Source organism: Roseivirga seohaensis subsp. aquiponti, from assembly GCF_001267955.1.
Taxonomy (GTDB): Bacteria; Bacteroidota; Bacteroidia; order Cytophagales; family Cyclobacteriaceae; genus Roseivirga; species Roseivirga seohaensis.
The window spans coordinates 23,550-38,700 of record NZ_JSVA01000003.1 but is presented as its reverse complement, the minus strand read 5'-3'; the positions used below and the strand labels follow the sequence as shown (position 1 = coordinate 38,700).

10 protein-coding genes are annotated in these 15,151 nt (G+C 38.1%); 5 read left to right on the top strand and 5 right to left on the bottom strand.

What is annotated here, in order from left to right; all coding sequences use genetic code 11:
• Positions 1-6: 6 nt before the first annotated feature.
• The 4 genes from OB69_RS01540 to OB69_RS01525 all read left to right on the top strand — a co-directional run bounded on the left by OB69_RS01540 (position 7) and on the right by OB69_RS01525 (position 4,813).
• Positions 7-1,479, top strand: coding sequence for a S10 family peptidase (locus OB69_RS01540; protein WP_053221936.1), 1,473 nt, complete (start codon positions 7-9; stop codon positions 1,477-1,479).
• 260 nt (positions 1,480-1,739) lie between these two features.
• Positions 1,740-3,695, top strand: a complete 1,956-nt coding sequence (locus OB69_RS01535; RefSeq protein WP_053221935.1) for a sensor histidine kinase — start codon at positions 1,740-1,742, stop codon at positions 3,693-3,695.
• Entirely contained in the window at positions 3,692-4,102 is a 411-nt protein-coding gene (locus tag OB69_RS01530; protein WP_053221934.1) for a response regulator, read from the top strand. The genes OB69_RS01535 and OB69_RS01530 overlap by 4 nt, the downstream gene beginning before the upstream one ends.
• Before the next feature lie 183 nt (positions 4,103-4,285).
• A complete protein-coding gene (locus OB69_RS01525; protein WP_053221933.1) occupies positions 4,286-4,813 on the top strand; it encodes a hypothetical protein in 528 nt (175 codons plus the stop codon).
• Positions 4,814-4,820: 7 nt separating this feature from the next.
• On the opposite strand, the gene OB69_RS01520 is transcribed toward OB69_RS01525, so the two are convergent.
• Complete coding sequence (locus tag OB69_RS01520) at positions 4,821-5,420, bottom strand: DinB family protein (RefSeq protein ID WP_053221932.1); 600 nt, start codon at positions 5,418-5,420, stop codon at positions 4,821-4,823.
• 110 nt (positions 5,421-5,530) lie between these two features.
• Between OB69_RS01520 and OB69_RS01515 the strand changes: the two genes are divergently transcribed.
• Positions 5,531-6,001, top strand: a complete 471-nt coding sequence (locus OB69_RS01515) for a GNAT family N-acetyltransferase (protein ID WP_053221931.1) — start codon at positions 5,531-5,533, stop codon at positions 5,999-6,001.
• Positions 6,002-6,075: 74 nt separating this feature from the next.
• Here OB69_RS01515 and OB69_RS01510 read toward each other — a convergent pair whose 3' ends face one another.
• The 4 genes from OB69_RS01510 to OB69_RS01495 all read right to left on the bottom strand — a co-directional run bounded on the left by OB69_RS01510 (position 6,076) and on the right by OB69_RS01495 (position 15,138).
• Positions 6,076-7,149 carry a phytase gene (locus OB69_RS01510; RefSeq protein WP_053222089.1) on the bottom strand — a complete coding sequence of 358 codons (1,074 nt, stop codon included), beginning with the start codon at positions 7,147-7,149 and terminating at the stop codon, positions 6,076-6,078.
• A 115-nt stretch (positions 7,150-7,264) separates the two neighbouring features.
• Positions 7,265-10,036 carry a TonB-dependent receptor gene (locus OB69_RS01505; protein WP_053221930.1) on the bottom strand — a complete coding sequence of 924 codons (2,772 nt, stop codon included), beginning with the start codon at positions 10,034-10,036 and terminating at the stop codon, positions 7,265-7,267.
• Between the two features lie 266 nt (positions 10,037-10,302).
• Positions 10,303-11,685: a thioredoxin-like domain-containing protein gene (locus OB69_RS01500; RefSeq protein WP_053221929.1), complete on the bottom strand. Its 1,383-nt coding sequence runs from the start codon at positions 11,683-11,685 to the stop codon at positions 10,303-10,305.
• A gap of 615 nt (positions 11,686-12,300) precedes the next feature.
• Positions 12,301-15,138, bottom strand: a complete 2,838-nt coding sequence (locus OB69_RS01495; RefSeq protein ID WP_053221928.1) for a PD-(D/E)XK nuclease family protein — start codon at positions 15,136-15,138, stop codon at positions 12,301-12,303.
• Positions 15,139-15,151: the final 13 nt, after the last annotated feature.

The following is a 15,151-nucleotide window of genomic DNA, read 5'->3' as shown; positions in this document are numbered from 1 at the left end:
TAGCATATGAAAATCAAAGCTTTAATAGCGTTCTTAGCCATTACCACATCGGTAATGGCGCAGGATCGAAAAATTGATGTAGAATCCAAAGTGGTTACCAACCATGAGGTAACCATTAAAGGAAAACGTGTACCCTACTCGGCCACTGTGGGTACCCAACCCGTTTGGGATAATAATGGAGACCCAATTGCGACCTTATTTTACACTTATTACGAAAGAACAGATGTAAAAGACAAAGATAGTCGCCCGTTGGTGATTTCATTTAATGGTGGCCCTGGCTCTGCTTCGGTATGGATGCACTTGGCTTATACTGGCCCGCGTATTCTTAAAATTGATGATGAAGGTTACCCTATTCAGCCTTATGGAGTAAAGGACAACCCAAATTCCATTTTAGATGTAGCGGATATTGTTTTTGTAAACCCTGTGAACACAGGCTATTCCAGAATCACAGACCCGAAAGCCAATAGATCGACTTTCTTTGGTGTAAGACAAGACATTGCCTATTTATCTGAATGGGTGAATACTTTTGTAACACGTGCCAACCGCTGGAGTTCACCCAAGTATTTGATTGGGGAAAGTTACGGAACTACTCGTGTTGGCGGAATGGCCTATGAGCTACAAAACAATCAATGGATGTACTTAAATGGTGTTATTTTGGTTTCTCCAACCGACATGGGAATCGATCGAAGCGGCCCGGTAGAAGCCGCCAATCGTTTGCCATATTTTGCCGCTACCGCTTGGTACCATAAGCAACTTCCTTCTGATTTACAGAGCAAAGATTTGCTGGAAGTATTAGATGAAGTTGAAAGCTACGCTATAAACAAGTTTATTCCTGTGTTGGCCAAAGGTGCTTGGGCTACGGAATCTGAAAAGAATGAAGCCATTAAAATGTTTGCTCGTTATTCTGGTTTAGATGAAGAAATCATCAGACAGCACAATCTAGATGTTCCTTACAACTTCTTTTGGAAGGACTTACTCCGGCATGAAGGACATACCGTTGGTCGTTTAGACTCGCGCTACAAAGGAATTGATAGAATGGATGCAGGTATGGGACCCGATTTCAATGCTGAACTTACATCTTGGTTGCATTCATTTACTCCTGCCATTAACCAATATTTCATGAATGAGTTAGGCTACAAAACAGACATCAAATACAACATGTTTGGGCCTGTTAACCCTTGGGATCGATCAGGCGATAATTCTGCAGAAAGCTTACGCAAGGCAATGGCCATGAATCCTTACTTAAAGGTTATGACACAAAGTGGCTACTACGATGGCGCTACAACTTACTTTAATGCTAAATACAACATGTGGCAGACCGACCCAAGTGGTAAACTAAAAGACAGAATGAGCTTTAAAGGTTACCGCAGTGGTCATATGATGTATTTGAGAGCTGAGGATTTAGCTCAATCGAACGAAGATATCAGAGAGTTTATCAAGAATTCAATACCACCAGCAGGTACTCCTGCGAAGTATTAGTGAATTTTATCTTCAAACCCAAAAGCAGGTTGCTTACTCAGCAACCTGCTTTTTTTATATTAAAAAACAATATTCAAACTCTCAACTCTTTTATTCAAATTTTCAGCCTGTCATAAATTGGCCTCCAATGAAAAACCCTCTATAGTTCCATTATATTAGCCTCCTTTTTAAACCCAAAAATAGAACATTACTATATTCTAATTATTATCACTATCTTAATAAAAACAAAGGGGATATCCGTTTTTCATTAAGTATAGTGTATGCCGCATCGATTAGCTAGATTTTCTGCAATTAAAACAATCAGAGGCCTCGCCCTATTAACTATTTCATTCTCTCTAATCGTGATAACAGGCTGGGTTTCTCAAACTCCAATGATTTTGAGAATTGTAGAATTTGGCCCTACAATGAAATTTAACACTGCTGTTTGTTTTTTATTTTCTGGTTTAGTTCTCTATACATTCACCTTAAAACCTTCGAATAGAAAAATCCCTTTATTGCTTACACTTCCTATTATTATCATTTGCGGAGTTACTCTAATAGAATACCTTTTTAATATAGATGTAATAGCTACACTATTAATCGAAGACAATATTTCATCAAAGTCAATCGGTAGAATGTCTGTTGCTACTATGATGTGTTTTTTGATTTTTAGCCTATCCTTTTGGCTCGTATCATCTAAGAAACAAGTAAACAAGCAGTATGGTGAATCAGTCGCAATAATCATTTTTATAACTAATCTACTTTCGTTGATATTTTTTATTCTTAGAGTACCTATAGAAGGAAGATTAAAAGTAATGGATACAATGGCCGTTCACACTTCCTTATCTTTCATTTTTCTCAGTATAAGCTGTTCTCTAGTTAATCCAACAATCGGTTTTACGTCATTCCTCAATAGTAACCGTTATGGCGACAAAATAATTAAGTCTGTTCTACCCGTCATTCTAATATTGCCAATACTCATTAGCTCCATACTTTCAAGACTAATCGACACAGCTGTACTGAATATTGATTTGGGCCTTGCGGTGTATTCGATAGTTCTAATTTTAATTGGTAGTGTTTTAATCACTCTATATGGGAAAAGAATCAATATGATTTTGAAACAAAAAGTTGAGTTAGAACAGTCTTATAATGCGGTAAACCAAGAACTTTTAGACTACAAATATGCCATTGACCAAGTAATGTCTGTGACAATTGCATCACCCACACAAAAAATACTTTATGTAAACGACATGTTTTGTGAAACCTCTGGTTATTCTAGAACTGAAATTCTTGAGGAGGGCTACCGATTGGTTCAAACAGATCATCATCCGCCTGAATTTTATGAAGGCATGGGAAAAACAGTATCTATGGGGCAGGTTTGGCGAGGCGAAATATTGAACAAATCCAAATCGGGTAAAACACGTTGGTCACACTTAACCATTATTCCCTTTAGAAATTCCGAAGGTGAAATTTACCAACACCTTACTTTTGAGAAAGACATTAGTTTAGAAAAGAAAGCTGAAGAACTGAATCGGCAGTATGTACATGAACTGAAAAACAAAAACAAAGAGCTACAGGAATTTTCTTACATCGCATCGCACGATTTGCAAGAACCATTAAGAACAATCACGAACTACTCAGGCCTACTCTCTAAAATGTATAAAAGCACGTTAGATAAGCAGGGAGTTGAGATTCTTCAGTTTATTGAATCTGCTGCTACTCGAATGCAGACTCTTATTCATGATATTCTTGACTATAGTAGAATTGGGAAAGAAAAGGAAAAAACCGAAATCGATACTAAAAGCATAGTAACACAAGTTATTGAGGATTTGTCGGCATTAATCAACGAAACCAATGCTAAAATAAAAGTTGGAAATCTACCAACAGTACATGGTGCTGAAACCGAGATAAGAATTGTCTTTCAAAACTTAATCAACAATGCTATTAAGTTTAGAAAAATAGATAAAACTCCTTCTATCGAAATTGGATATCAGGAAGAAAAAACCAATCATAAATTTTCCATTATTGATAATGGAATAGGCATTGCCCCTCAATACAAAGACAAAATTTTTCAAATTTTTCAAAGGCTACATAAGCAGTCAGAATATACAGGCACAGGTATTGGATTAGCCCATTGCAAAAAAATAATTGAAAGGCATAAAGGCGAAATATGGTTTGAGCCTAATGACCAGCAGGGTACTACATTTTATTTCACTATTAAGAAAAAGCAGGTATGAAAAAGAAATTAAGGGCTATACTACTAGTTGATGACAACCCTGCTGATAACTTGTATCATAGAATGGTAATTGAAGCAGAGAACGTTACAGAGTCAATAATCATTGTTGAAGACGGAATTGAGGCATTAGAATACCTTACCAATTGCCCTGAAGAAAATCAACCTGATTTGATTTTTCTTGACATCAATATGCCCAGAATGAACGGTTGGGAGTTTTTAGATGAGTATGACAAGTTGGATTCAACTCAAAAAGACCACTGCATAATGATGATGCTGAGCACTTCAGATGCTGTAGAAGACAAACTAAAAGCTACTAAGTATAAATACATTAGAGGTTATAGTTCTAAACCATTAACAGCTAAAATGCTACGAGAAATTATCGAGGATAACTTTGCGAATTATCTTTAATTATTGACCTCTTTTTAATTTCAATGCACTATGATACCTGCCGGCACATCTACTAAAAACCTAAAACGGGCTCCGTTTTCAGGCATAACTTGCGCTAATTGCCAAAGTGAGAACAATATCATATCTGTATCTGCTTCATACCTTCACATAATTTGGATCCCCCTCTTTCCATACAGAAAAACAATGGGTATTGTGTGTTCTAACTGTAAACACGTAGTAAGAATTTATGAAACTTCAGAGGAAGTAAGAGAAATGGCAAAGCAGCTTAAAGCTACAGTTAAACCGCCTTGGTATCTGTTTTTAGGCTCAATTATACTCACTCTAATAATCGGACTCCTTGTTGTTCAGAGTATATCAAGGAAAAATAAATATAGTGCATACCTAGAAAACCCTCAGGTGAATGATATTTATGCCTTACGTAATGCTTACGAGACTTCTGAAAATAAATATGAATTATGGAAGGTGATAAATGTAAAAGAAGACTCAATAGACATGTCTGTTTCGATTTTCAAATACCGGTATATTCCTAACCAACTAAAACCAGAAGATCTTTTTTTTGACAATTACATTACATATCATAAAAACACTATGCTTGAGTTTCTGAAAAATGGCACAATTGCAAAAGTATCGCGAGGAATGACCATAGCTAAAGGTAACAGTACAGAGCCCATCCCTGATTCTACCAATATAGATCCCGATTATTCTAAATAATATATAATTAATTATTGACCACCCCATTCATAAAATCGATTTTGGGATTGATTGGGTTGCCCGCCATTCGCCTGAGCGTAACCACTTGACCAATATGCCACAGAGCATCTTCCAATGGGCCATTCAGTCCATTCCAAAAAGGCAACTTTTGCCCACTCCCATTGGCGGATTGAAATACCAAATTGTAACGTTCAAAATCTTCATCGTTACTCATTTTTAATAAGGCGCTACTGGTTTGAATAAAGGAAAGCACCTTAGCTCTCTTCTCTTCGAAACTAAGCTCATTGCTTTCGACCGGAAAAGTAGTAGGTTGTTCCATTACCGCATTGGTAAACATTAATACCAAAGTGTAAACATGATCAATTGTTTCTCCTATAGTTCTCGATTCCTCTCCTGCTTTAAAGCTTAAGTTTTCATTAGTAAGCCCTTGTGTAGCCCAATAAAACCGAAAGCCAAGTCCGTCCGTCATTCGTCCCATTAATGTTCCTGAAGTGTAGACCTTTGCTGCAGGAGGTATTTCTCTAAAGGGAAGAATATCTTGTGCATTTGCCAAGCCTGCAAATGATATTAGAAAAAGGATGAAGAAAATACTTTTACGACTGGCCATGATTCAAAATTATTCAATAATATGGCTAAGATAAGAAGAATGAATAACCATTACTTTTCAGGAGCAAATAAGTAAATAGTCCATCCAACTTTCTACCTTTCATTAGTCATATGCAAGTCATTCAAACCAAACGATTATCAGGAGAGCAAAAAGAAAGGATAATGACTTTATGGAATGCTGAATATCCGGCCTCATTAGGCTACACTACCATAGCTGAATTTGACGAGTTCCTTAACAAAATAGAGCAACTGAAGCATTACATTCTTTACAACCTTAATCAAACAATTATAGGCTGGCTTTGTGTTTTTATTCGGAATGAAGAGACATGGTTTTCAATAATTTTAGATAGTGATTTTCAAAAACAAGGGTTAGGAAAAAAACTGATAACCTTAGCCAAGCATGACTTTGAAACGCTTAATGGCTGGGTAATAGACAATGACACCTGTAAAAAATCAGATGGATCATTGTACCCCATCCCACTCCCCTTTTACCTAAAAAATGACTTTAAAATACTGAGCGAAATTCGTTTAGAAACCGAAAAAATTTCAGCGGTAAAGATTCGATGGAAACGTCTACCGTAGATTAGAAAAAATAAAGTCTAGGCTTACCTTTCGGGGCGCCTAGACTTTCAAACTAAAGTGTTGAGTTTTTTATCTTACTTTTTTAATAGTTCACCTAAAATATCTTCGACCTTATAATATTGAAAAGTGCGATTATCTGACATAGCAACAAAGATTCCATGTTTAAAGGTATCGTTAAAGGCTACATTGCTAATTTCAGATCCATCACTTTCGTTTGTTGAAACCTTGATGGTTTTCAATAGCTCATGCTGATGGGGGTTGTCGGCAGTTCCTTCTCTCGAAAAGATTTGAAACTGATTAGCCTGCTGATCTGACACCAGAATAAATCCTTTACCATTACCAGCGTCAAAAATGGAAATACCTTCGTTATCATCTAAAAAAGTCGATTTTCCAAACAAGGCCAATTCCTTATTTCCCATTTCAGGATCTGCGTAATACTTCTTCACCCCTACGTTTTCATCTGAATAGTACACAAAGCCTAATTCGTTATCTACAGCAATAGCTTCGATTTCTTTAACACCACTAAAATATCCGAATTTTCTCACCAAAGTCGCTTTTACGGTACCTTCAGCAGTTCCTTCTAATAAATATTGCCATAAATAAGTACCATCTACAGGACCCGTTTTTCTACCCATAATCGCAAAAATTGCTCCATCGGTTGGTCTCTTATAAAGGGCTACCCCCATTAAACCACGGAATTCAGCGCCTTCTTCACCTTCAAAAACTGGAATTCCGCCATTGTCAATAGGTTTCATTTCTGGTAAAGCAAATACACGCATGTTATGGGTAAATCTTTCGCCAGTTACAGCTATATCAACCGTATCGTTACCTATGACCAAACCATATTCGATATCGACATTATTGGGTCTTTTTAAACCTCTTACAGTTCTTTCTTCAATCACCTTTCCGTTTAAATCGAAGGCATATAATGCACCATCAACGTCCTTATCAGTACCAATAATCATACTTTGAGCAGGATCATTTGGGTTAACCCAAATAGCAGGGTCATCGGTATCGTGAAGTGTTGCTTCTGTAATAATAACTGGCTTGATAATGTCTGTATCTATAACAGTTTTCTCTTTTGCAGCTCCGCAAGCCACCATAGTAAGGCTAACTGCAAGCGCAATATTTAGGGTTATTTTCTTCATAAATAAAATTTGAAAAGAAGTAGTCATTTTGTACTAGTCGAAAAATCAGCAAACCCTGATCTCGATACATCGAGATCAGGGTCACAGGTTTATCTCAAATACTTTTCCTTACTTATTAATTATTAAACAAATCGAATTTTACACCAGCATTAAACCTAACGTTGTAATATTCAGCTTGCATGGTTCTAGAGCTAATGCCTTGGTAATAGCGCAATGGCTGATTAGTTAAGTTCTTTACTTCAAAAAAGAATCTCCAATTATTACTGAAGGCATAAGAACCATTTACATCTACAAATGTCTGCTTGTCGTAGTATCTGTCATCGAAACTCTCTCCACCAAGTTCATCAATATAGTCGCTGGCATAGTTTAGCGAGGCTCTTAATACTAACTTTTCTGTTTCGTAAGAAAGAGACGCATTGAACATGTTATTGGCAGTACCTGGAAGTTCTAAATCATCGGCTTCTCTACCTTGAATACCAGTAGTATTAGAGCCGGTGTAAGTATAGTTCAAATACAGCCCTAGACCTTTCCAGATTTGTCTTTGGAAAGAAACTTCAAGCCCGTAAATCTCTGCTGTTCCACCATTTTTTGCGGTAGTAAATTGCAAATCATTACCATATACGGGATCGTTATAACCTTCTACCCTTTGAGGGTAAATGAAGTTATCGAGGTTTTTGTAAAACACCCCACCTGAAACGATACCAATATTATCGAAATAGTTTTCGTACATCAGGTCAAAGTTCATTGAAGTTGTAGCCTTCAATTCTGGGTTACCTTTTTCTAGCTCCTCGTCTTCGGCACTGAACTGCACATAAGGAACAAGGTCATAATAGTTTGGTCTGGCAATGGTGTTGGTAAAGGCAAATCTTAAAATTGAAAAATCAGAAAAATTGTAGTTTAAGTGAACACCAGGCATAAAGTTAGTGTAGCTCTGAGAATCCTCTACTTCACCAAGTCCTTCCTCTTCATCAATATCATACACATACCCTTTATAGTCGATGCTGGTAGACTCTAGCCTTAAGCCTAAAATGGCAGAAAACTCATCTGTAAACTGAATATCCGACATGGCATAAGCCGCATAAATATTTTCAGTAGCACTATAATTACCCGCTAAATACTCTTCCAAAATATCTTCAGAATCGAATTGACCAGAATTTAGATTTAGGCCACCCAAAAATTTTGGTGTTCCGAATATACCCGCTCTAAACTGGCTTCCTGGTAAGAAATCAGATTCAGAATAATCATTGTTTGGTATGTCACCAATTGTTGCACCAAAAGCATTTTCATCTGTTGGTTCGTAAGCAAAGAAATTATTATCTCTTTCCTTTTTCTTGATTCTGGCTCTACCTCCAAATTTTAAAATTCCATTTTCAGATATTGGAAGGGCAAAGTCTAACTTACCATTTATGTCTCTATCGAAAGTGTATCCGTTCTGTTCTGAAAGCTCATTAAATCCAATACCTGCATTATCGGCTGGGTTTGCTAATATGGCAAGCGGAAATTCTGGATTGCTTAAATCTACATTTACACTTTGATTTTTAGACCTATAGCTTAAATATCTTTCGTTTGGTCTTTCTTCAGAAGCTTTTGCATAGGTAGCAGACCAAGTCATTTTCAATCTGTCCAATTGGTGTTCGCCTTTCAAAGATAGGTTTCTGTTTCTTTGGTCTTCAAGTCTACGGTTATCTACCCTATCGTTTCCAATTCCACCTTTGGTTTGAAATTCTACTCGGGCAGCAGAAACATTATACTTATTATTTCCAAGGCTCGTAAAATCTCCATCATTGAATGCGTCTTCTAGTTTGCTTACTCGCATTCTAAAACGGTTCTCCCAATCATCTCTCCAGTTGTAGGTTCCTGAAAGAAAGATTTTGTTATTCTTATTGATTTGGTAATCCAAAGCAAGGTTGGCGCTTCTTCTTATTCTTTGTACTCTGTATTCTCTAATGTCGAATTCGTCAATGTAAGTATTGCCGTCATCTCCTTTCACCCAAACTGCTTCAATATCGTCTGAGCCAAAGTTATGATTGTTGTAAGAAGCTGAAAAAACTGCTCCCAATTTTCCGTTGGCAAAACGATCGGCAGCCACCAGTGAACCTGTCCAAATGGCTTTATCTGAAAGAAAATTGTAGCCTGAAGCTAAAGTTCCTGAAAGTCTTTGTCCGGTAGGTTCAGAACGAGTAACTAAATTTACAGAGCCACCAATGGCATCGGCATCCATATTTGGTAACACTGCTTTGTTTACCTGAATGGTTTGAATCATATCTGAAGGAATTAAATCCAGCTGAACGTTTCGGTTATCGCCTTCGGCAGAGGGAATTCTTTCACCATTAAGTGTTACCGAATTCAACTGTGGTGCAAGGCCTCTAATAATAATATTCCTAGCTTCTCCTTGGTCATTTTGAATAGTTATACCCGGGATTCTCTTTAGTGCATCACCAATATTGGCATCAGGAAAACGACCTACTTGATCGGCAGAGACTACATTAGTGATGTTGGCATTTGTACGCTGCTGATTCAATGCTTTGGCCTGACCTTTTAATCTATCGCCTACTACCATTACTTCTCCGGTTTGAGTGTAACCAGGCTCCATAGTAATATTACCCAAAGTAGTTTGGCCAGCCACCACGGTAATCAATTGTTCTACTTTTTTATAACCTACATAAGAAACCGTTATGTTATGATCTCCTGCAGGTATTTCAATTATGGTATAGTTACCGTTAACATCTGTAACGCTTCCTTTATTTATAGTCGGAATAAAAACTGTGGCTCCAGGTAACCCTAAGCCAATTTCGTCAGTCACTTTACCACTAATGATTCCGTTTTGCGCAATGGCAACACTAGAAAACAAAAGTGCTAATAGTAATGTGTGTAAAAGTTTTTTCATAGATAGATTAGGTTAAAAATTTGCTGTGCCAAATCTGACCAATGAAGAAAAACTAGTCGTTTCGTAAAGGTTAAGAAAAAGGCAAGATACCTTGTTTCTGTGTTAAGAATTTAAGAGTAGTGAATGGTTAGAAGAATCAAATAGACCACTTATTGAGGTAATATTAAGGATTTGTAAGAGGTGATTTACTTAAGAATTAAGCCAATATTACCCGTTTGTTAGCGAGTTAAAATCAATTGGTAAGCATACAAGGCCAACGCTAACTATTAGTTATTAACGGTATTCATATAATCGACAATTTGGCTTGCGCTGATTCGCTTCAACACAATACGTTTATCCTTGTCTAGCAAATAGAGTGTTGGGTAAGACTGCACGTTATAATCTCGTTCACTATTCAAGGTACCATCGTCATTCATTAAGTTTACCCAGTTTGGTTTGGTTTTCCCCATGAGCACTCCCTTCCAAACCGCTTTATCGCCTTCCTTGAACACAGTGACCACTTTAAAAGAGGGTAATATAGTTTGATCTATTTTTGAGAGTTCTTCTAATACCTTTTCGCACGGAATACAATCGGTTTGCATAAAGGCAAGTATGGTATACTCAGCCGACTGAGCATAAAGTGATTGTTTTGTACCGTTTACATCTGGCAGTTCAAAATTGACAGCCAGTTTTCCACAGAGATTATTCCTTAAGTTATCTGCACTAACTTTTAACTTGGTTAGCCCCTCTTCATCCATCCAAACTGCTTTTCCTGACAAATAGTAATTATCTACCAAATGCAAATAGACTTCATCTTGGCAAATCACTTTTGTCTTTGCAAACTTATTTAAAAGCGTAATTAAGGTGTATTTAAAATATTCATCATTAGCACTCGCCTTTCCCAACAAGTATTCAGTAGCTGCAATTAGTGAATCTGGTTGCTGTAAGGTAAGTTGGTCAGTATAAGCCATCAATTTGGGGTGATAGACAGGCGAATACAGTAAATCGCTTTGCGAAAAATCAATATTATCGAAGTAATGCTTTCTGTATTCGTAAAATCTATAAGCATTGATTTCATCGTCCGATAGACCTTCAGGTGCATCTTTGGGCACATAATCCATAGATGCACTTATCAGTTTGGCCATAAAACTATTAGGGTATTTTTCTACAAATTCCTTTTGTCTTACTTGCCCTTTTTGGTTCATATCCATGCGCATAGTGGCCTTTTGCTCATCGTTTAATTGAGCATTGTCCTCTATTTTCTGCAAATCTATTTGCCTCTGATTGTTGTATTTTAGGTACTCATAAAGCTTGGCATTTTCCTCAGATGCAATCACTTCCATTGCTCCAATTACATCATCCTTATTGGTTTTCATTATTACCCTAGGTTCTTTGGCTACGAACTCAAAGTAATTGTTATCGGGAAAAACCAACATGCACAAACCCACATGAAGCGTATCTATTTTAAAATTCACCAAACCGCCTTCTTGAGAAAGCGACTCCTGCTTGATGTATTGTTTATCGCCTAAATAATAGGCCAAACGCATATTTTCACCAGCAGCCAAACCCTCGATGGTAAAAGTATAATCTGCATTGTAAATTTCTTGGGCAGAAGTTTTAGAAGTGATTCCAAGTACTAATACCAGAATAAGGAGTTTTAAAATACGCATGCCGAAAGATAATTGATTTTAGGTTTTGAAGGGAATTGAACTGGAGATAATATGGGTCGCTCCTACGGAGCTCAGCGGTTATTTCTGTTTGCAAGCCTACAAACAGGCCGTCCCGATGGGACTTTTATTTCAAGCATACAGCAAGCCAAAACCTTAATTTAGCGACACTTAAAAAGCAGTCTTTCTCAACCTAACTTGTTTGCTGAATATCAAGAAACTCTGCGGGGTGAACTGTATATCGATTGGTTTTGTAAAACACAGGTCGCTCCTACGGAGCTTAGCGGTTAATTTATGTTTGTAAGTCTACAAACGGATCGTCCCGCTGGGACTTTTATAGGGCGAAACAATCACGCACATCACATAGCATCTAAATCAGGCTTTCTGAACCAAACTTAGTTTGATGAATCTCATACAATCTGGCCGTCCCTCTGGGACTTTTATCAAAGACTTTAACAATTGGAGATCTATCTCTGGCCAAGCCCGCAAATAAGTTTGGTTAATGCAATTCGCCTTTATGAATATAGAGAACCCCAGGGGGGGGGGTGAACAGTTTGTAAAAGCCTTGGCCATAAAATCAATAAGCCCCAGCGGGGCGACCTGATCAAATTTATGCTGTTAACCTCCCCTTTTACACAACTGTTGAAACTCGCAATATTCGCAGCGTTTTAAGTCATCGGTTTGGGTGAATGGAATTGCTGGGTTGTAAATTTCACGCACTAGGTTTTGAAGCTTTTCTTCAAACATAGTAATAGCCTCAGCAGGAATGGCTTGGCCATCTCGGAGCCACTGGGTGCCTTCGCTCAACTTACGCATACTCGTAATGCCCACTTTTACAGGAAGGTCAAAATGACCTTTGGTGAGCACCGCATAGAGGTAGCCTTGAAAACCAGACTTGTATTTTGGGTCATCAAAATACTTATCGATATAAGCCTGCGGATCTTTATACATCAGCGTTTTGCTTACAAACTCTACCTTACCCGTTTTATAATCTGTAATGCGTAGCTCGCCAGACTTTTCATCCATTCGATCTATCGTACCACTAACCCGAGCCTTGCCAATTCCATCAATGGCCACCAGCGTTTCAAATTCTTCTGCTTCCAGACCAATCACTTTGAAAGGAGCTTCTTGCGCATCTAAATCCAACACTTTTTGAATCATCTGCTCCATCACCTGTTTGGTCACCAAATCTCTGCCCGACAGTTGCTGGTTTTCTTGAATGATTTTGTTTCGTTCTAAAGAGTCAATCAGCTGCTTTTCCACCAAGCCCTTGAGCAAACGAATTTGCTCTGCACCAATTTCTCTGTTTAGCCAAGGTTTGTATAAAAACTCCAATACCTCATGCACTACAATTCCAAGATTTCGTGCATCAATGTCTTCATCCAAATCATCCAATTCTCTAAAACTGGCTACGTTTTTTAGGTAGAACTTTAGCGGACAGGTAATGTAATTGGTAAGGGAAGTAGGTGACAAGAACTTACCCTCCTCTGTGCCCTGCAAAAACCTACTCAGTAGTTTATTTACTTCTGGCCCTTTTGGAATCGAAATCTCATTCGAATTGATGGCTTTCGGAACAAGGCCTTCATACGATTTCTCTAAAATGGTATAATGCTCCAGTTTTTTGTAACGCTTTAGTTGCTGTAGAATAAAGCGGCTCCTTTCCCCTGTCGAATCGCCTTGTGTAGTATTATCATAAACAAAATGCACTTCTTCCGCTCTTTGCAATAATCGCTTGAAGTGATAAGCATAAATGGCATCTTGCTCCTCGAAAGTGGGCAATTGAAACACCTTTCTTAAACCATAAGGAATGTAAGAATTTGAGTTTCTAGTGGTCGGAAGCTTTCCTTCGTTGGCTGAAACCACTATAATGTGTTTGAAGTCCAAGGTTCTGGTTTCTAGGAAACCCATTACCTGAACGCCTTGCACTGGTTCGCCCTCAAAAGGTATTTTAACGGCCCTGAAATGCTCTTGAATGATTTTCTTGATCAACCTTAAGGAAAAGGTCTCTTTCTGTCTTAGGTAGTCGTTTAGCTGATTGAGTGACTTGAGGAAGAAATAGATAAACTCACGATCCGTCAGTCCACTGTCTTTCTCTTTAAAATCATAGAATGCGGCTGTGAGGTATGTCTTTAAGGCATTCGCAATCCCCTCCCATTCTTTCCCCGCTTTGAGCAAGGCTTGCAACTGACTCGACTTCACTTTCTCTAGCAATTCGTTCAAGCCAATTTTAGTTTTCTTTTCCCGAACAAACCATTCGTTCAATTGCTGATAAATACCTTCGTGAAAAAGCGCGGTGTAGGCATTGGAAAGAAAAGGTCGAAGGTCATAGGTATGAAAAACCAAACCTTGGTCGGTGGTTTGTGCCTTTCGCATCAATTCCAAATAACACAGCACAAAATCGAAAACGATAGTCGACTTCATTGGGTAGCCCATCGTTACATTGACCTTATGGTCGTGCAATGGCATGGCGTAAAGGAAAGGCACCAACAGCTTTTCATCGGCCAATACAATAGCAGTTTCTTCTGGTTTGGCACCTTGCTGAATGAGTTCTCCGGCCAATTTTGCAGCCAAATGCGCTTGCGCCATATTTTGAGGCACGGCATGCACATGCACTGTTTTCGGCTCGTTTAAAGAATCGGCATCGAACCAAATGCTTTCGGGCCACTTGGTTCGGTATTCCCGCATAAAATCGCCAGCCTCTTCCTTCTTCTCCACCATGAAGTAGTTATCCGTATCCCAATAGAGTTGGGCACGCTTGGCTTTTACCAAGGCATCAAAAATTACTTCTTCGGACTTTGAAAGGGCATTGAAACCGCAAAAATGATAATACTCAAAAGGATGCTCAAAGTGGTCTTGACTGAGTACCGAAGCTAAATTTCGGTACAGCATACCGCCATAAGCTTTTTCTTCTTTTAGTAATTCACCTTGAAAATCTTCATACACCGCACCAACCTCTTTCCAGATTTTCAAAAACTCAGTGAGCAACTTTGTCTTGTCTTGCTTTTCCGTCAGGGTTCTAAAACGGGCAATGATCTCTCTGAATTCGTCATTATAGCCGAAAACATGATCAATTTCTTTAATATTCTGTAAGTCGGAATAGATTTGTTTGGCGTTGGCCAAGTAGCGATCTATCTCATCATAATCCTTCAAAATCACTTTGCCCCAAGCATAGAAAGCATCGAATTCTAAATCCTTATCTCGCTTTTGGTAAATTTTGAATAGGTGGAAAAGCAAAGTGAGTTCATCCGTAATAGACAAGCCTGTCATTCGCTGCACAAAGTCTTCAATACTGAAAATGGTAGGCAGCATAAAATCATGATGACCGTATTTTTGAAGCAAAGCGCGCTTGAAGAAAACGCCTCCACGTTTGGTAGGAAACACAAAGCAATGGCCTTTTAGCTGTTGCAAGTCGCTTTCCTGAATTTGCTCTACAATAAGGTGGTGGAAGGTTTTCATATATTGATCCACT

Bases quoted from the DNA above. Each gene is read 5' to 3' on its own strand.
- OB69_RS01510 (WP_053222089.1), bottom strand. From the start codon at position 7,149: ATGAAGAAAATAACCCTAAATATTGCGCTTGCAGTTAGCCTTACTATG.
- OB69_RS01520 (WP_053221932.1), bottom strand. From the start codon at position 5,420: ATGGCCAGTCGTAAAAGTATTTTCTTCATCCTTTTTCTAATATCATTT.
- OB69_RS01505 (WP_053221930.1), bottom strand. From the start codon at position 10,036: ATGAAAAAACTTTTACACACATTACTATTAGCACTTTTGTTTTCTAGT.
- OB69_RS01495 (WP_053221928.1), bottom strand. From the start codon at position 15,138: ATGAAAACCTTCCACCACCTTATTGTAGAGCAAATTCAGGAAAGCGAC.
- OB69_RS01535 (WP_053221935.1), top strand. From the start codon at position 1,740: ATGCCGCATCGATTAGCTAGATTTTCTGCAATTAAAACAATCAGAGGC.
- OB69_RS01530 (WP_053221934.1), top strand. From the start codon at position 3,692: ATGAAAAAGAAATTAAGGGCTATACTACTAGTTGATGACAACCCTGCT.
- OB69_RS01540 (WP_053221936.1), top strand. From the start codon at position 7: ATGAAAATCAAAGCTTTAATAGCGTTCTTAGCCATTACCACATCGGTA.
- OB69_RS01500 (WP_053221929.1), bottom strand. From the start codon at position 11,685: ATGCGTATTTTAAAACTCCTTATTCTGGTATTAGTACTTGGAATCACT.
- OB69_RS01515 (WP_053221931.1), top strand. From the start codon at position 5,531: ATGCAAGTCATTCAAACCAAACGATTATCAGGAGAGCAAAAAGAAAGG.
- OB69_RS01525 (WP_053221933.1), top strand. From the start codon at position 4,286: ATGGGTATTGTGTGTTCTAACTGTAAACACGTAGTAAGAATTTATGAA.